This window comes from Pseudomonas sp. AM4(2022), assembly GCF_036346515.1.
Lineage (GTDB): Bacteria > Pseudomonadota > Gammaproteobacteria > Pseudomonadales > Pseudomonadaceae > Aquipseudomonas > Aquipseudomonas paracarnis.
In genome coordinates, this window is sequence record NZ_JAOTNW010000011.1 from 208,496 (window position 1) to 225,387 (window position 16,892).

Consider the following 16,892-nt stretch of genomic DNA (forward strand, 5'->3'; position numbering starts at 1 on the left):
TTGTTGTAAGAATTACAAGATTATTCGCATAAAAATAGAAAACAAGCCTTTTTAGTGGCAATATTTTGTTCAATCTACAACGAGTGACCTGAATCAACTGGTCCGATGATCCAAACGACCCCCTGCCATCCCATGAGCCGTGGGCGTTTGATCAGCATAGACTCTCAGGTCGCCACATCCGTTAGCCTGGAGTTCTATACATGCATCCCCGCGTTCTTGAGGTCACCGAACGGCTTATCGCCCGCAGCCGCGCCACCCGCGAGGCTTACCTTGCGCTCATTCGCGGCGCAGCCAGCGACGGTCCGATGCGCGGCAAGCTGCAATGCGCCAACTTCGCCCACGGCGTGGCCGGTTGCGGCACCGAAGACAAAAACAGCCTGCGCATGATGAATGCCGCCAACGTGGCAATTGTTTCTTCTTATAACGACATGCTCTCGGCGCATCAGCCCTACGAGCATTTCCCCGAACAAATCAAAAAGGCTCTGCGCGAAGTCGGCTCGGTCGGCCAGTTCGCCGGCGGCACCCCCGCCATGTGCGACGGCGTGACCCAGGGCGAGCCGGGCATGGAGCTGAGCCTGCTCAGCCGTGAAGTCATTGCCATGTCCACGGCGGTAGCGCTGTCCCACAATATGTTCGACGCTGCGCTGATGCTGGGGATCTGCGACAAGATCGTCCCGGGATTGATGATGGGCGCGCTGCGCTACGGTCACCTGCCGATGATCTTCGTGCCGGGCGGCCCGATGCCGTCGGGTATCTCCAACAAGCAGAAAGCCGATGTGCGCCAGCGCTATGCCGAAGGCAAGGCCAGCCGCGAAGAGCTGCTGGAATCGGAGATGAAGTCCTACCACAGCCCCGGCACCTGCACCTTCTACGGCACCGCCAACACCAACCAGTTGTTGATGGAAGTGATGGGCCTGCATTTGCCGGGCGCGTCATTCGTCAATCCATACACGCCGCTGCGTGATGCGCTGACCCGGGAGGCCGCGCACCAGGTCACGCGCTTGACCAAGGCCAATGGCAACTTCACGCCGATCGGCGAGATCGTCGACGAGAAATCCATCGTCAACTCCATCGTTGCGCTCAACGCCACCGGCGGCTCCACCAACCACACCCTGCATATGCCGGCCATCGCCATGTCGGCAGGCATCATCCTGACCTGGCAGGACATGGCCGACCTCTCCGAGGTGGTACCAACCCTGTCCCACGTGTATCCAAACGGCAAGGCTGACATCAACCACTTCCAGGCGGCGGGCGGTATGTCGTTCCTGATCCGCGAACTGCTGGAAGCCGGCCTGCTCCACGAAGACGTCAACACCGTGGCCGGCAAGGGCTTGAGCCGCTATATCCAGGAACCTTTCCTGGTGGATGGCGAACTGGTCTGGCGCGACGGCCCGATCGAAAGCCTCGACGAAACCATCCTGCGCCCGGTGGCCCGTGCGTTCTCGCCGGAAGGCGGCTTGCGCGTGATGGAAGGCAACCTCGGCCGTGGCGTGATGAAGGTTTCGGCGGTGGCCCCGGAGCATCAGGTTGTCGAAGCGCCGGCGGTGGTGTTCCAGGACCAGCAGGACCTGGCCGATGCTTTCAAGGCCGGCTTGTTGGAAAAAGACTTCGTCGCGGTGATGCGCTTCCAGGGGCCGCGCTCCAACGGCATGCCGGAACTGCACAAGATGACACCGTTCCTGGGCGTGTTGCAGGACCGTGGTTTCAAAGTGGCGCTGGTGACAGACGGGCGAATGTCCGGCGCGTCGGGTAAGATCCCTGCCGCGATCCACGTCAACCCCGAAGCCCAGAGCGGCGGGCCGCTGGCGCGGGTCCAGGATGGCGATATCATCCGTGTGGATGGCGTTACCGGCACCCTGGAGCTTAAGGTGGACGCCGAAGTATTTGCAGCGCGCACGCCTGCCACGGGCCTGTTGGGCAATAACGTGGGGGCCGGTCGCGAGCTGTTTGCATTCATGCGCTTGGCCGCAAGCTCCGCAGAGCAGGGCGCCAGCGCCTTTACCTCTGCCTTGGAGACGCTTAAGTGAAGCTTGCGCTGGTCGGTGACATCGGGGGGACTAACGCCCGTTTTGCGTTATGGCGGGATCAGGAACTGCATTCGATCCGTGTGCATGCCACGGCGGATCACGGCAGTCCTGAAGAGGCGATCAAGGTCTATCTCAGAGAAGAAGGCCTGCAAATCGGGGACATCGGTGCGGTGTGCCTGTCGGTGGCCGGGCCGGTGAGCGGCGATGAATTCAAGTTCACCAACAACCACTGGCGCCTGAGCAAAACCGCGTTTTGCCAGGCCCTTCAGGTGGATGAACTGTTGCTGGTCAACGACTTCTCGGCCATGGCCCTGGGCATGACCCGGCTCAAGCCCGACGAATTCCGCGTGGTCTGCGAAGGCACGCCGGAACCCTTGCGCCCGGCCGTGGTGATCGGCCCAGGCACGGGGCTTGGCGTCGGCACCTTGCTGGACCTCGGCGCAGGCCGTTGGGCAGCGCTGCCGGGGGAGGGTGGGCATGTCGACCTGCCCCTGAGCAGCCCACGAGAAACCCAATTGTGGCAACACATCTACAGCGAGATCGGGCATGTCAGCGCCGAAACCGCGTTGAGCGGTGGCGGCTTGCCGCGGCTGTACCGGGCGATTTGTGCGGTGGATGGGCATGAGCCGGTGCTGGACACCCCCGAAGCCATCACGGCGGCGGGCCTGGCCGGCGATCCGGTGGCCATGGAAGTATTGGACCAGTTCAGCATCTGGCTGGGCCGGGTGGCGGGCAATAACGTCTTGACCACCGGTGGGCGCGGTGGCGTGTATATCGTGGGTGGGGTGATACCTAGGTTTGCCGACTTCTTTATCGCCAGTGGTTTCGCCAAAAGCTTTGCGGATAAAGGCTGCATGAGCGACTACTTCAAGGGTATTCCCGTGTGGCTGGTGACGGCGCCGTATTCCGGGTTGACTGGGGCTGGCGTGGCGCTTGAGCAAGCTTTTGCATAGGTCATAATGGCGCCATCGCAGGCAAGCCAGCTCCCACAGTCTGGAATGCATTCCAAGTGTGGGAGCTGGCTTGCCTGCGATGGCGGCCTAAAGGGCACCCGATGATTTAAGCCAGGCCATAACAACAAGGAGGCCCCCGTGAGCGTAATCAGTAAATCCATTCTCCTCGTCGACGACGACCAGGAAATCCGTGAATTGCTGCAAACCTACCTCAGTCGCGCCGGCTTCCAGGTCTGTGGCGTGTCCGACGGCGCGGGGTTCCGCCAGGCGATGAACGAGGCACCGTGCGACCTGGTCATCCTCGATGTCATGTTGCCGGACGAAGACGGCTTCAGCCTGTGCCGCTGGATCCGCCAGCACCCGCGCCAGGCGCAGGTGCCGATCATCATGCTCACCGCCAGTTCCGACGAAGCCGACCGCGTGATCGGCCTGGAGCTGGGCGCCGATGACTATATCGGCAAGCCGTTCAGCCCCCGCGAGTTGCAGGCGCGCATCAAGGCACTGCTGCGCCGCTGCCAATTCGGCCAGGAGCGCAGCAGTGGCGGCGATGTGTGGGTGTTCGATGAATGGCGCCTGGATATGATCAGCCACCGCTTGTTTCATGTGGATGGTGAAGAGGTAATTCTCTCCGGTGCCGATTTCGCCTTGCTCAAGTTGTTTCTCGACCACCCGCAGCAGATCCTCGACCGCGACACCATCGGCAACGCCACCCGTGGCCGCGACCTGATGCCCTTGGACCGTATCGTCGACATGGCCGTCAGCCGCTTGCGCCAGCGCCTGCGCGACACCGAGAAACCTCCGCGGCTGATCCGCACCGTGCGTGGCAGCGGCTATCAACTGGCAGCCAGCGTGGTTGCCGGCAATGCCCACTGAACCGCTGAACGAACGCCGCCGCCGCTTCCCGGTACCCCGCTCGCTGCTGGGGCGCATGTTACTCCTGACCTTGCTTGCGGTGCTGTTCGCCCAAGCGCTGTCCAGCGTGATCTGGGTGTCGCAACTGCGCGCCACCCAGCTTGAGGGCCTGGTCACCAGCGCCCGTAGCCTGGCGCATTCAATGACCGCCAGCGTGAGTTACTTCCGGTCGCTGCCGGTGGCCTATCGCCCGTTGGTGCTGGACCAATTGCGCAGCATGGGCGGCACGCGTTTTGTGGTGACCCTGAATGATCGCCCGCTGGACATGCAGATATTGCCCGAAACCCCGCGCAAGCAGGCGGTGCTGGTGGCGGTGGATGAAGTGCTGCGCCAGACCCTGGGTGCCGACGTGCATATCTCGGTGGAGTTCGTCAGCGCCGAAGACCTGCGCATCTTCAATGCCGGCCTGAAGCTCGACGAACTGCCACGCTCCTGGGCGCATTACGCGCTGACCCTGGAACCGGTGAACCCGCCGGTGCTGGTCACCCAGATCCAACTGGCGCCCGGTGAATGGCTGTACATCGCCTCGCTGTTGCCCGAGCCCTACACCAGCCTGGAAGAGCAAGGCCTGCCATCCCAGCAGGTGTGGTTCATTGTGCTCACCAGCGGTTTTCTGCTGCTGTTCATCGGCCTGCTGGTGCACTGGCAAAGCCGGCCGCTCAAGCGCCTGGCGCGAGCGGCGCGGGACATGTCCCTGGGCGCCGATGTGGAGCCGGTGGCTGAAGGCGGCGGTAGTGAAGTGGTGGAAGTGGGCCGTGCATTCAATGCCATGCGTGAACGTATCAGCCGTTACCTGACCGAGCGCAGCCAGTTGTTCAGCGCGATTTCCCATGACCTGCGCACACCCATCACCCGCCTGCGCCTGCGCGTGGAATTGCTGGAAGACGAGAACCTGCAAAACAAATTCGGCCGTGACCTGGATGAACTGGAATTGCTGGTCAAGGGCGCGCTGCAATGCGTGAAAGACACCGACATCCACGAAAACATCCAGCCGGTGGACCTCAACCACGTCCTCGAATGCCTGGTGGAGCCATACCTGGCACCCCATGGCAATGGCAGAGTGACCCTCGATGGCGCGGCGCTGTCAGCCTACCCAGGCAAGCCGCTGGCGCTCAAGCGTTGCATCGGCAACCTGATCGACAACGCGCTGAAGTACGGGCAGAACGCGCATTTGCATATCGAGGACGATGGCGCGCAGTTCATCCTGCATGTGGATGACGAGGGGCCTGGTGTGCCGCAGCAGCGACTGGAGCAGGTGTTTGAACCGCACTTCCGCCTGGCCGGCCAGCAGCAGGGTTACGGATTGGGGTTGGGGATTGCGCGCAATATTGCCCACAGCCATGGGGGCGAAGTGAGTTTGCAGAATCTGCGCGAAGGCGGCCTGCGCGTCACCCTGCAGCTCCCCCGAACCTTGGATTAGTAAGCGTCGCCGATCAACTGTGGGAGCTGGCTTGCCTGCGATTGCGGTGGTTCAGTTGACTCATCAGCGACGGACACACCGCCATCGCAGGCGAGCCAGCTCCCACATTGTGCTTTGCGTACATCAGATGCTTTGACGCAACCGGGCCAGGTCGCGCAGCGGCGGCGCACCGAACAACCGGCTGTACTCCCGGCTGAACTGCGACGGGCTTTCATACCCCACCCGATACCCCGCCGCCGAGGCCTCCAGCCCTTCGGCAATCATCAGCCGCCGGGCTTCCTGCAAGCGCAGTTGTTTCTGGTATTGCAGCGGGCTCATGGCCGTGATCGCTTTGAACCGGTGGTGCAAGGTCGAGACGCTCAGGTTCACTTCCTTGGCCAGGTCGTCGATACGCAGCGGCTGTTCATAGTTGCCGTTCAGCCACTTGATCGCCCGGCTTACCCGATGGCTCTGGCTATTAGTCACAGCAATTTCATACAGGCGATAACCCTGCGGGCCACGCAGCAAACGGTAGAGGATTTCACGGTTGATCAGCGGCGCGAGCATCGCGATGTCTTTAGGGGTGTCCAGCAAGCGGGTCAGGCGCAGCACCGCGTCGAGCAGCGCGTGATCAATGCGGTCAACATACATGCCTCGTGAGGTCGGGCGCGAGGGCACGCCCATTGGCCCGGCCTCTGCGATCAGCGCTGTGAGTTGCGCCGGGTCGATATTGATACGCACCGAGAGGTTCGGGTCCTCGGCGGTGGCGTCGATGATGCGGCCGGCCACCGGCATCGCCACCGAGAACACCAGGTAGTTGAGCGGGTCGTAGGCAAAGATCTCGTCGGCCAGGCGTACTTCCTTGCTGCCACTGGCGAGGATGCACAGCGCGGGTTCCACCAGCACCGGCATGAAATCTCGGGGCGCGTTGTGGCGGTTCAGGTACAGCGAGGTGATCGCCGTGCCGTAGGAACCGTCTTCCCAGGTATGGCGGTGCACGATACTGGCCAGCTCGGCGCGTTGTTTCTCCATCTCGGCATCGAGGGGAACGGACTTGGATTCTGGCGACGGCATGGGGCGTCCTCTACACGCTGCTTTGATGGGCTCAGCTTAGCGGCGGCTTTTCAAATAGTGTTACGTCGATTCTGCAGGATCCTTGCCTGATCCTGCGAGATGGCGTGAATCAGGCAAGTACACAGACTGTCATCTGCCTGAAACATGAGGCCTGGGCCTGGAATAAATCCTGGGGCCGAACGTCTTCCCTACGCTTCTCGCAGGATTGTGCAATAAGCCTGCAGGAATTGACTAACCGCGCCCACCTCCGCGCCGTTATCTTTGATCCTGTGGCAACACGTTCTCATTGTGCTTGCCGAGCATCACTTCTCAACGGGAGAGTCGAACATGTCCACCCCCATTCCCGCGAGCCATATGGCCTTTATCCGTGCCCGTAGCGGGTGCAGCACCGAACTCGGTGCACGCTTGAGCAGTTTGATTGAACCGGGTCGCCAGGCCCAGGGTTGCCTGCAATTCTCGTTGCAGCACTCCCAGGTCGATCCCGATGTCTGGCTGGTGTCCGGGTTCTGGAGCAGCGAGCAGGCCATGAGCGCCTACTTCAACTCTGCGGCCCTGATGATCTTCACTGAGCTTCTGAACGACATGGTCGTGCGCAGCATGGACTTCCAGACCTTCACCGACGCATCGGCCACACAGGCCTACGGCGAGTACCTGCAACTGGCCGGTTAACGGTTAGAATGGCCGACTTTCCATTGGCCAGGACCTGCAACATGGCACGTAAACAATTTGCCCACCACGAAGCCGTTTCCGCCGTAGTACCGGGCGAAGGTGGCTACAGCGCCGCCGTCGCTGTCAAGGCACTGGATGGCATGGGCGCACCCAGGTTTCATAAGATCCTTGATGGGCAGACGTTCAAGACTGCGTCCGATGCCGATGATGCGGCGACGTTGCAACTTGAGCGGCTGGTCGATGTGGATGCAGAAGGGCAACTGACCTGGGCAATTGCTTAACGCTGAGGCAGCACACCTAACCAATGTGGGAGCTGGCTTGCCTGCGATAGCGGTGTATCAGCCACTCCTGAGTTAACTGACCCACCGCTATCGCAGGCAAGCCAGCTCCCACAGTTTTGATTGCATTACAGTCAGGGTTTGGTGGCACCTGGGCGGTACATCTTGAACAGCGCTTCGGGCCCCAACTGGAAATAATCCGCCGGGCCACCCCCACGCAAAATCGGCTCGGCGGCAGCGGTGTCGTAGATCCCGTCCTTGAGCAACCATTTGGCGATGTGCACCGCAACCACCTCGCCCAGCACCAGCCAGCTTGGCACCAACTGTTGATCGGCACGTTGCAGTTGGATGATCTGCGTCACCTTACATTCGAACGACACCGGGCTCTCGCCCACCCGTGGTACGCCAACGATTTTCGAAGCCACCGGCGTCAGGCCGGAGAGTTCGAATTCATTCACCTCGGGCGATACCGCCGCGCAGCTCTGGTTCATCTGCTCGGCCAGCGGGCGGGTGGCCAGGTTCCAGACGAATTCGCCGGTCTGTTCGATGTTATTCAGGCTGTCTTTACGCCCGACACTGGAAAACCCAATGATCGGCGGAATGTAGTTGAACGCATTGAAGAAGCTGTAGGGCGCCAGGTTCAGGCGGCCTTCGCGGTCGTGCGAGGAGATCCAGCCAATCGGGCGTGGGCCGACGATGGCATTGAACGGGTCATGGGGCAGGCCGTGGCCGTTGGCGGGTTCGTAAAAGTGGATGTCGTCAGGCATGGCCGGGGTTCCTGCTACGCGGTTTGGGAGGTCGTCATAGTGCAATTCATGGCGGCAAATTTCCATCGAGCCTATAGATTTTTCATACATCGGCCACCTATTTTTCACAGCTTCCCCTTCAGTCTGCGCCCAAGGTCAATACCCCTATAAGACTGAGCCTTGGAGCCTTCTAACACATGAACAAACTTCCTCAGATCACCCTGGCGTTCTGGGTCATGAAAATCTGCGCAACCACCTTGGGCGAAACCGCCGGGGACTTGCTGTCGATGACTTTGAACGTTGGCTACGCCATCAGCTCGATGATCCTGATCAGCGTGTTCCTGGTTACCTTGGTGACACAACTCTGGTCGAAAACCTACAACCCGGTGCTGTACTGGATCGTGATTTTGTCCACCAGCACGGCGGGTACCACGATGTCCGACTTCATGGACCGCACTCTGGGGCTGGGCTACGCCACCGGGTCGATGATCCTGATCGTGATCCTGATGATCATCTTTGCATTGTGGCACCTCAGTGGTGACTCGCTGAACGTGAACAAGGTGCAGACCTTCCGAGGGGAGCTGTTTTACTGGATGGCGATCCTGTTCTCCAACACCTTGGGCACCGCATTGGGCGATTTCCTCGCGGACGATTCGGGACTGGGCTTCGCCGGTGGCGCATTGTTGATCGGCTCGACCATCGCCGCGGTGGTGGCGCTCAAATACTTCACCCGCATATCGTCGGTGCTGTTGTTCTGGGTGGCATTTGTGCTGACTCGGCCGTTTGGCGCGACCTTGGGGGATTTCCTGACCAAACCCCATGAAAAGGGCGGCTTGGATTTTGGCACCATTGGTTCATCGGCGGTGTTGGCAGCGGTGCTGCTGGTGATGATTGTCGGCGCGTCGTATGCACAACGGCGTTATGGGCGCAATGAGGCCGCAGAGTTGTCCTAAGGCTAATGTGGGAGCGGGCTTGCTGTGGCGAGGGAGCTTGCTCCCGTTCGACAGCGTAGCTGGAGCCAGCTTTTTGGGGGCGCTTCGCACCCCAGCGCAAGCAAGCTTGCTCGCCACAGCAAGCCCGCTCCCACATTTTTTAGTCGGTGGTGATTCGCGAGTGTTTACGCGTGTCTTTCATGGTCACGTAGACCATCAACGACACGGCGATACACGCGGTCACGTACCAGTAGTAGCCAGTTTCCATACCGATGCTCTTGAACCACAGCGCGATGTATTCAGCGGTACCGCCGAAGATCGACACGGTCAGGGCATATGGCAGGCCCACGCCCAGTGCGCGGATTTCGGTGGGGAACAGCTCGGCCTTCACCACGGCGTTGATCGAGGTGTAGCCGCTGACGATGATCAGCGCCGCCATGATCAGGAAGAACGCGCCCCACCAGCTTTGGATGGTGTGAAGGGTGGTGAGGATTGGCACGGTGAACAGGGTGCCAAGCACGCCGAAGGCGATCAGGATCGGGCGGCGGCCGACTTTATCCGACAGCCCGCCGATGATCGGTTGCAGGCACATGAACAGAAACAGCGTCGCCGCCGAGATGGTGGTGGAGTCGGAGATGCTCATGCCGACGGTGTTCACCAGGTATTTCTGCATGTAGGTGGTGTAGGTGTAGAACGCCAGGGTGCCGCCCATGGTCAGGCCGACCACGGTCATCAGTTCCTTGGGGTGGCGCATCAAGGTGCGCATTGCGCTTTCCTTGGCTTTTTCTTTCTTGGTGAACGACTCGGTTTCTTCCATGCCGCGACGCAGGTACAGCGCGACCACTGCGCACAGGGCGCCGATGGCGAACGGGATGCGCCAGCCCCAGGCGTACAACTGCTCGGTGGTGAGCACCTGTTGCAGCACGATCAGCACCGCCAGGGCGATGAGCTGGCCGGAAATCAGGGTCACGTACTGGAAGCTGGAGTAGAAACCGCGACGTTCCTTGGTAGCCATCTCACTGAGGTAAGTGGCAGAGGTACCGTATTCGCCGCCGACCGACAGGCCCTGCAGCAGACGGGCAAACACCAGCAGGATCGGCGCACCGATACCAATGATTTCATAGCCGGGGCTCAGGGCAATCAGCAGCGAGCCGAAGCACATCAGGTACACCGAGGCCATCAAGGCTTTTTTACGCCCGACTTTGTCGGCGTACAGGCCCATCAGCCAGCCACCGATCGGGCGCATCAGGAAGCCCACGGCGAAGATCGCGGCGGTGTTGAGCAGTTGGGCAGTGGTGTCGCCTTTGGGGAAGAAGGCTTTGGCGAAGTACAGCGAGAAGGCGGCGTAGACGTACCAGTCGTACCATTCGACCATATTGCCGACCGATCCGCTGAAGATCGACTTGATGCGGCTGGAGGTGGTGCGCTCCTGCGCTTTTGCGGTCGTCGATCCCAGAGGCACGGTGTTGGAGTTATCCATTGAAGGATCCTTCATCTAGTTGTTTTTATGGAGCGGCGCGTGCGCAGCCTGTTCGGGCTATAGCAGGAGCTGTGCCAGGTAGAGGAAGGCCCGGAATAGAAGGGTTATGGGTTTTTTTTGAGCGGAAAGTCGCTGATGGTTTTTAGGTGATGAGCGGAAATCCGCTTATAGCTACTGGCCTCTTCGCGAGCAAGCCCGCTCCCACAGGTTGGAATTCATTTCAAATGTGGGAGCGGGCTTGCTCGCGAAGACGTCCTTACAATCAATACAGAAGCGGGATCAGAGAAACATCTCCCTCACCAACCCATGCCGCTGCATCTTCTCATTGAAGGTACGACGCGGCAGTTGCAGCTCGGCCAGCACCGCCTTGATATCACCCTTGTGCCGCGTCAACGCGGCCTTCAGGCAGTGTGCCTCGAACGCCTCCTGCTGCGCCGCCAACGACTGCCCGGCTTCGATCCCTTGCGGTTCCGGCTCGTCCAGCCCCAACACCTGGCGCTCGGCGACGTTGGCCAGCTCGCGCACATTGCCCGGCCAGTCATGGCTGAGCAGGCGCCCCAGCTGTGGCCCACTCAAGGGCTCGACCTGGCGGCCCAAACGCTCGGCGGCGCTTTGCGCAAAATGCTCGTACAGCAGCGGAATATCTTCGCGACGTTCACGCAATGGCGGCAGGCGCAGTTGCGCGACGTTGAGCCGATAGGCCAGGTCTTCGCGAAAGCGCCCGGCACGGGCTTCTTCCAGCAGGTCGGGCTTGGTGGCGGCGATGATGCGCAGGTCCACATGGATACTCTGGTTGGAGCCCAGCCGCTCCAGCTTCTGTTCCTGCAACACTCGCAGCAATTTCACTTGCTGGGCCAGGGGCATGCTTTCGATTTCATCCAGGAACAAGGTGCCGCCGTGGGCATATTCCAGCTTGCCGATACGTTTGCCCTGGGCACCGGTGAAAGCGCCGCTTTCGTGCCCGAACAGCTCGGCTTCGAACAACTGCTCGGGGATCGCCGCGCAGTTAAGGGCTACGAAGGGCTTCTTGGCGCGTGGGCCGAAGTCATGCAGGCAGCGGGCGACCAACTCCTTGCCGCTGCCGGTCTCGCCACGAATCAGCACATTGACCGGCAAACTCGCCAGGTCCAGCACTTGGCGGCGCAAGCTTTGCAGGCTCTTGGACACGCCCAGCAGGCTGGACTCCAACTGCGCGCGATGATCGGCCTGTTGATGCAGGCGGCGGTTTTCCAGGATCAGGCCACGCTTGTCTAACGCCCGGCGCAGGCTGTTGAGCAAGGCGTCGGGGCTGAAGGGTTTTTCCAGGAAGTCGTAGGCCCCGTCGCGCATGGCTTCGACGGCCATAGGCACGTCGCCATGGCCGGTGAGCAAAATCACCGGCAAATCGGCATCGCGGCGCTGCACCTCGGCCAACAGCTCAAGGCCGCTGAGCCCCGGCATGCGCACGTCGCTCAGAATCACTCCGGCAAAGTCCTTGGGCAATTGCGCCAGGCACTCTTCGGCGCGGCTGAACAACTGCACTTCAAACCCCGACAGGCTCAGCCATTGCTCGACGGCCGTGCGAATACTGGCTTCGTCATCGACCACAATCACCGCGTTCAACATAGGTCTGGCGTCTCCAGGGCGATAGGCAGGGTCAAGGTGAAAGTCGCGCCATCGCCACGGTTAGCGGCACTCAGGCGTCCGCCCAGTTCATGCACGATAGCGTAGGACACCGCGAGCCCCAAGCCGAGTCCGTCGCCCACCGGTTTGGTGGTGAAAAACGGGTCGAACACGCTGCTCAAATGTTCTTCGGCAATCCCGCCGCCGCTGTCGCAGACGCTCAACTGCCACAGCTGCTGATCGGCGTGCAGGCGGATTTCCAGGCGCTTGCGCGGTTTGTCGGCCATGGCGTCGAGGGCGTTGCGCAACAGGTTGATCAGCACCTGTTCCAGGCGGATCGCGTCGCCACGTACCCAGGCCGGGCGGGTGAGGTCCAGCACCACACCGATGGCTTCGTCACGCAGGCGCGCGTCGAGCAGGTGCAAGGATTGGTCGACCACCGTCGCCAGGTCCAGCTTTTCGCGCAGGCCACTGGGGCTCTTGCGCGCGAACGTCTTCAGGTGGCCGGTGAGCGCGGCCATGCGCGTGAGCATGTCATCCAATGGCGTGAGAGCCTTGTAGGCATCGTCCACGCGACCATGGTCGAGCAGCAGCCGCAGCGTCGCCAGTTGCATGCGCTGGGCGGTCAGCGGCTGGTTGATTTCATGGGCGAGGGCGGCCGACATCTGCCCCAATGCCGCCAGCTTGGCCGACTGCACCAGGCCATCCTGGGCGGTGCGCAGCGCCTGGGTGCGTTCTTCGACCAATTGTTCCAGCTCTTCACGGCTGCGCTGGCGCAAGCGCGCCAGGCGCCAGCGCTGGCTGAGGAACAGCACCAGGAACACCAATGCCAGCCACGAACCCGCAGCGGCAAGGCCCGCGTTACGTTGGTCTTCAAAGGCGAACTGGGGTTTGCGCAACAGGTGCAGGGTCCAGCCTTCGCGCTTGAGCGGCAGCGACTCCCAGATGTAATTGGCGTTACCGTCGGGGCCGCTGACGCGAATCAAGTGGCTGTTTTCGTCAAAGCGTTGCAGGGGCTGGGTGTCCAGTGGCTGCAGTTGCTTCTTGTCGTATTGGCGGGTGGCTTTGAGTTCAGCCAGGTCATTTTCGGACAACGGCCGCAGGTTGCGATAACGCCAGCCCGGCTGGTTGGCGATAAACACGATGCCCCGCGCATCGCTGACCAACAGCAGGTCATTGCCCTGGGCCCACTCGCGCTCCAGCTCGGGGAACTCCAGCTTGACCACCATGGCGCCGAGGAACTGCTCGTGCTCATCCACGACCGCGCTGGAAAGAAAGTAGCCCGGAATACCCGTGGTAACGCCCACCGCATAAAAGCGCCCGGTGCCCTGGCTCAAGGTCTGGCTGAAATACGGCCTGAACGCGTAGTTGTGGCCGACATAACTGCTGGGCAGGTTCCAGTTGCTGGCGGCCACGGCCAGGCCGGAGCGGTCCATCAGTTCCAGGGTCGAAGACTGCGCAGCGCCGTTGATGCGCTCCAGCTTGCGGTTGAGCCGGTCTTGCGTAGCGGCGTCCAGCGGGCCCTTCAAGGCGCTGATCATCTCCGAATCCAGCGCCAGCACAGCGGGCAGGGCACGGTAGCGTTCGATCAGGGTGTGCAGCGAGTTGGCATACAGCGCGAGTTGCTGATTGGCACGGGCGGCGTCGTCCACCAGGGCCTGGCGTTCGGCATGGCGCGTGGCCAAGGCGGCGGCCAGCACCGCACCGGCGATGATCAACAGAGAATAGAAGGTCAGACGCAGGGGGCGAGGGATCACGATCATACGATGATGAACAGGCACGGTAAGGGGCGAGCACCATAGCATGGGCAGCTCATATCTTGTGACCAAGGAGCTTGTGTGGGAGCTAGCCCCCCTTGCTTCAGGCAGAAAAAAGGCGACTGGGCCATGGGGCCGCAGTCGCCTTTATTCTTTTGGAAGAGGTGCTTACTGCACTTCTACCGCCAGGCTGTCACTGATCTTTTTCTGCCAGATGGCAGGACCGGTGATGTGGACGGACTCACCTTTGCTGTCCACTGCAACGGTGACCGGCATGTCTTTCACGTCGAACTCGTAGATGGCTTCCATACCCAGCTCGGCGAAGGCAACCACGCGCGACTTCTTGATGGCTTGGGCCACCAGATAAGCTGCGCCGCCCACGGCCATCAGGTACACGGCCTTGTGGTCCTTGATCGCTTCGATGGCGGTCGGGCCGCGCTCGGATTTGCCGATCATGCCCAGCAGGCCGGTTTGCTCGAGGATCTGACGGGTGAACTTGTCCATCCGCGTCGCGGTGGTCGGGCCTGCCGGGCCAACCACTTCTTCGCGCACCGGATCAACCGGGCCGACGTAATAGATAAAGCGGCCCTTGAGGTCCACCGGCAAGGTTTCGCCCTTGTTCAGCATCTCGACCATGCGCTTGTGCGCCGCGTCGCGACCGGTGAGCATCTTGCCGTTGAGCAGGACGGTTTCGCCCGGCTTCCAGCTCTGCACTTCTTCCGGGGTCAGGGTGTCGAGGTTGACGCGGCGGGCCGATGGGCCGGCTTCCCAGACGATTTCCGGGTAGGCGTCCAAGGGTGGCGCTTCCAGCGACGCCGGGCCCGAACCGTCGAGCACGAAGTGCGCGTGACGGGTGGCGGCGCAGTTGGGGATCATGCACACCGGCAGGGACGCGGCGTGGGTCGGGTAGTCCATGATCTTCACGTCGAGCACGGTGGTCAGGCCACCCAGGCCCTGGGCGCCGATGCCCAGTTGGTTGACCTTCTCGAACAGCTCCAGGCGCATTTCTTCGATACGGTTCTGCGGGCCGCGCTTTTTCAGCTCGTGGATGTCGATGGACTCCATCAACACTTCCTTGGCCATCACCGCGGCTTTCTCGGCAGTGCCGCCGATGCCGATGCCGAGCATACCTGGAGGGCACCAGCCGGCACCCATGGTCGGAACGGTCTTGAGCACCCAGTCGACGATCGAGTCGGACGGGTTGAGCATGGCCATTTTCGACTTGTTCTCGGAGCCGCCACCCTTGGCCGCCACGTCCACTTCCACGGTGTTACCCGGGACGATGGAGTAGTGGATGACCGCAGGGGTGTTGTCCTTGGTGTTCTTGCGCGCACCTGCCGGGTCGGCGAGGATCGAGGCGCGCAGGACGTTTTCTGGCAGGTTGTAGGCGCGACGCACGCCTTCGTTGATCATGTCGTCCAGGCCCATGGTGGCGCCGTCCCAACGCACGTCCATACCCACGCGCACGAACACGGTGACAATACCGGTGTCCTGGCAGATCGGGCGGTGGCCGGTGGCACACATGCGCGAGTTGATCAGGATCTGGGCGATGGAATCACGGGCTGCCGGCGATTCTTCGCGCAGGTAGGCTTCGTGCATGGCCTGGATGAAGTCAACGGGGTGGTAGTAGGAAATGAATTGCAGGGCATCGGCAACGCTCTGAATCAGGTCGTCTTGCTTGATCACGGTCATGAGTCGCGCTCCTCTATAAGGGAACATTCAATAAAGATGGCGTCAGTGTTGCATCGGTCGGCTGAAGCCATCTTTCCAAGGCACGCCAGAATGGTGCAGGCGCGACGCTAAAAAGGCGCGGCAGTATAACCCGGCACGGTGGCCGATACACCCGACTATGGTCAAAGTCTGAGGAGTGTGAACACAGGCCAATGTGGGAGCGGGCTTGCTCGCGAAGGCGGTGTACCCTTCGACGTAGGTGGTTGCTGATACTCTGCCTTCGCGAGCAAGCCCGCTCCCACCAAACGCGACCCGCATTATGGATTAGCCCTTTGCAATGATTGAGCCCTTATATGCCTGAACTGTACGTCGGCGAACGCCATTGGTCGGTCACCCCCGGCAGCAACCTGCTGGATGCCTTGAATCAGGCCGGTGTGGCCGTGCCCTTCAGTTGCCGGGCCGGCAGTTGCCATGCGTGCCTGGTGCGTTGCGAGGGTGAGGTTGACGACCAGCAGCCCGAAGCCCTGAGCCCGACGCAGCGCCAGCAAGGTTGGCGCCTGGCGTGCCAGTGCCGGGTCAGTGTGGACCTGAAGGTCGAAGCGTTTGATCCTCAGCGCGATGGCCTGCCCGCCCAGGTGGTGGGCGCCGATTGGCTGAGTTCGACGGTACTGCGCCTGCGCCTGCAACCAGAACGTGCCCTGCGGTACAGGGCCGGGCAGCATTTGGTGTTGTGGGCGGGGCAGGTGGCACGCCCTTATTCCCTGGCGAGTTTGCCCCAGGAGGAGCCGTACCTGGAGTTCCATATCGACTGCCGTCAACCCGGTGCCTTCAGCGATGCCGCGCGACAGTTGAAGGTCGGTGAGCCTCTACGCCTGGGCGAACTGCGGGGTGGAGCGCTGCACTATGATCCTGACTGGCAATCGCGACCCTTGTGGCTGCTGGCCTCCGGTACTGGCCTGGGCCCCTTGTGGGGCGTGTTGCGCGAGGCACTGCGCCAGGATCATCAGGGCGACATTCGCGTGATTCACCTGGCCCATGAGGCCGAGGCTCATTATCTGGCTGAACCCCTGGCAGCCCTTGCCGCGCAGCATGGGCACCTCACCGTGGAGCTATGGACCGCGGCGCAGTTGCAGCCGGCATTGGCGCAACTGCGGCTTGTTTCCCGGCACACCCAGGCCTTGCTTTGCGGGCATCCTGCAAGCGTCGAGGCCTTTTCCAAGCGCTTGTTCCTGGCGGGCCTGCCGCGTAATCAATTGCTGGCGGATGTGTTCCTGGCTCGCCCTTTTACGTTATGAAAAGCCTGCTCAAGTCGGTATCGGAGCTTATCGTCCGGAGCCGATGACGCCATCGCAGGCAAGCCAGCTCCCACAGTAGACCCAGTTGTCTGACTAT

The 16,892-nt window shown here is 61.5% G+C and carries 14 protein-coding genes; 8 read left to right on the forward strand and 6 right to left on the reverse strand.

Translation table 11 applies throughout. From position 1 onward, the window contains the following. Nucleotides 1–200: 200 nt before the first annotated feature. The 4 genes from edd (at nt 201) to ODQ19_RS17315 (ending at nt 5,312) form a co-directional block, all read left to right on the forward strand. Entirely contained in the window at nt 201–2,027 is a 1,827-nt protein-coding gene (gene edd, locus ODQ19_RS17300) for a phosphogluconate dehydratase (protein ID WP_014719752.1), read from the forward strand. After that, nucleotides 2,024–2,980, forward strand: coding sequence for a glucokinase (locus ODQ19_RS17305; protein ID WP_116666455.1), 957 nt, complete (start codon nt 2,024–2,026; stop codon nt 2,978–2,980). Before edd ends, ODQ19_RS17305 begins: the two co-directional genes overlap by 4 nt. A gap of 138 nt (nt 2,981–3,118) precedes the next feature. Beyond that, nucleotides 3,119–3,853 (forward strand): response regulator transcription factor, encoded by a 735-nt coding sequence (locus ODQ19_RS17310; RefSeq protein ID WP_330210717.1) that lies wholly within the window; start codon nt 3,119–3,121, stop codon nt 3,851–3,853. Further along, nucleotides 3,843–5,312, forward strand: a complete 1,470-nt coding sequence (locus ODQ19_RS17315; RefSeq protein WP_330210718.1) for an ATP-binding protein — start codon at nt 3,843–3,845, stop codon at nt 5,310–5,312. The genes ODQ19_RS17310 and ODQ19_RS17315 overlap by 11 nt, the downstream gene beginning before the upstream one ends. A gap of 123 nt (nt 5,313–5,435) precedes the next feature. Here ODQ19_RS17315 and ODQ19_RS17320 read toward each other — a convergent pair whose 3' ends face one another. Next, on the reverse strand, nt 5,436–6,365 hold the full coding sequence (locus ODQ19_RS17320; RefSeq protein ID WP_116666454.1) for an AraC family transcriptional regulator: 930 nt from the start codon (nt 6,363–6,365) through the stop codon (nt 5,436–5,438). 327 nt (nt 6,366–6,692) lie between these two features. On the opposite strand from ODQ19_RS17320, the gene ODQ19_RS17325 reads away from it, so the two are divergent. Next, a complete protein-coding gene (locus ODQ19_RS17325) occupies nt 6,693–7,034 on the forward strand; it encodes an antibiotic biosynthesis monooxygenase family protein (protein ID WP_116666453.1) in 342 nt (113 codons plus the stop codon). Between the two features lie 41 nt (nt 7,035–7,075). Beyond that, entirely contained in the window at nt 7,076–7,315 is a 240-nt protein-coding gene (locus tag ODQ19_RS17330) for a hypothetical protein (protein ID WP_116666452.1), read from the forward strand. Between the two features lie 131 nt (nt 7,316–7,446). Here ODQ19_RS17330 and ODQ19_RS17335 read toward each other — a convergent pair whose 3' ends face one another. Beyond that, on the reverse strand, nt 7,447–8,079 hold the full coding sequence (locus tag ODQ19_RS17335) for a flavin reductase family protein (protein WP_014719748.1): 633 nt from the start codon (nt 8,077–8,079) through the stop codon (nt 7,447–7,449). 176 nt (nt 8,080–8,255) lie between these two features. Here ODQ19_RS17335 and ODQ19_RS17340 point away from each other — a divergent pair, with 176 nt between their 5' ends. After that, the gene (locus tag ODQ19_RS17340) at nt 8,256–9,011 is read left to right on the forward strand and encodes a COG4705 family protein (RefSeq protein WP_330210719.1); all 756 of its coding nucleotides are present in this window, start codon (nt 8,256–8,258) and stop codon (nt 9,009–9,011) included. A 139-nt stretch (nt 9,012–9,150) separates the two neighbouring features. Here the strand turns inward: ODQ19_RS17340 and ODQ19_RS17345 are convergent, their stop codons facing one another. From ODQ19_RS17345 to ODQ19_RS17360, 4 genes are all read right to left on the reverse strand, one after another. Next, nucleotides 9,151–10,470: an MFS transporter gene (locus tag ODQ19_RS17345; protein WP_330210720.1), complete on the reverse strand. Its 1,320-nt coding sequence runs from the start codon at nt 10,468–10,470 to the stop codon at nt 9,151–9,153. A 279-nt stretch (nt 10,471–10,749) separates the two neighbouring features. Further along, nucleotides 10,750–12,075 carry a sigma-54-dependent transcriptional regulator gene (locus tag ODQ19_RS17350; RefSeq protein WP_330210721.1) on the reverse strand — a complete coding sequence of 442 codons (1,326 nt, stop codon included), beginning with the start codon at nt 12,073–12,075 and terminating at the stop codon, nt 10,750–10,752. After that, entirely contained in the window at nt 12,069–13,835 is a 1,767-nt protein-coding gene (locus tag ODQ19_RS17355; protein WP_330210722.1) for an ATP-binding protein, read from the reverse strand. The genes ODQ19_RS17350 and ODQ19_RS17355 overlap by 7 nt, the downstream gene beginning before the upstream one ends. 162 nt (nt 13,836–13,997) lie before the next feature. Then, nucleotides 13,998–15,521 (reverse strand): fumarate hydratase, encoded by a 1,524-nt coding sequence (locus ODQ19_RS17360; protein WP_003193907.1) that lies wholly within the window; start codon nt 15,519–15,521, stop codon nt 13,998–14,000. A 332-nt stretch (nt 15,522–15,853) separates the two neighbouring features. On the opposite strand from ODQ19_RS17360, the gene ODQ19_RS17365 reads away from it, so the two are divergent. Beyond that, nucleotides 15,854–16,795, forward strand: coding sequence for an iron-sulfur-binding ferredoxin reductase (locus ODQ19_RS17365; RefSeq protein ID WP_330210723.1), 942 nt, complete (start codon nt 15,854–15,856; stop codon nt 16,793–16,795). The last annotated feature ends 97 nt before the right edge of the window (nt 16,796–16,892 follow it).

Bases quoted from the DNA above. Each gene is read 5' to 3' on its own strand.
- edd (WP_014719752.1), top strand. From the start codon at position 201: ATGCATCCCCGCGTTCTTGAGGTCACCGAACGGCTTATCGCCCGCAGC.
- ODQ19_RS17330 (WP_116666452.1), top strand. From the start codon at position 7,076: ATGGCACGTAAACAATTTGCCCACCACGAAGCCGTTTCCGCCGTAGTA.
- ODQ19_RS17320 (WP_116666454.1), bottom strand. From the start codon at position 6,365: ATGCCGTCGCCAGAATCCAAGTCCGTTCCCCTCGATGCCGAGATGGAG.
- ODQ19_RS17355 (WP_330210722.1), bottom strand. From the start codon at position 13,835: ATGATCGTGATCCCTCGCCCCCTGCGTCTGACCTTCTATTCTCTGTTG.
- ODQ19_RS17345 (WP_330210720.1), bottom strand. From the start codon at position 10,470: ATGGATAACTCCAACACCGTGCCTCTGGGATCGACGACCGCAAAAGCG.
- ODQ19_RS17325 (WP_116666453.1), top strand. From the start codon at position 6,693: ATGTCCACCCCCATTCCCGCGAGCCATATGGCCTTTATCCGTGCCCGT.
- ODQ19_RS17340 (WP_330210719.1), top strand. From the start codon at position 8,256: ATGAACAAACTTCCTCAGATCACCCTGGCGTTCTGGGTCATGAAAATC.
- ODQ19_RS17360 (WP_003193907.1), bottom strand. From the start codon at position 15,521: ATGACCGTGATCAAGCAAGACGACCTGATTCAGAGCGTTGCCGATGCC.
- ODQ19_RS17335 (WP_014719748.1), bottom strand. From the start codon at position 8,079: ATGCCTGACGACATCCACTTTTACGAACCCGCCAACGGCCACGGCCTG.
- ODQ19_RS17315 (WP_330210718.1), top strand. From the start codon at position 3,843: ATGCCCACTGAACCGCTGAACGAACGCCGCCGCCGCTTCCCGGTACCC.
- ODQ19_RS17365 (WP_330210723.1), top strand. From the start codon at position 15,854: ATGCCTGAACTGTACGTCGGCGAACGCCATTGGTCGGTCACCCCCGGC.
- ODQ19_RS17350 (WP_330210721.1), bottom strand. From the start codon at position 12,075: ATGTTGAACGCGGTGATTGTGGTCGATGACGAAGCCAGTATTCGCACG.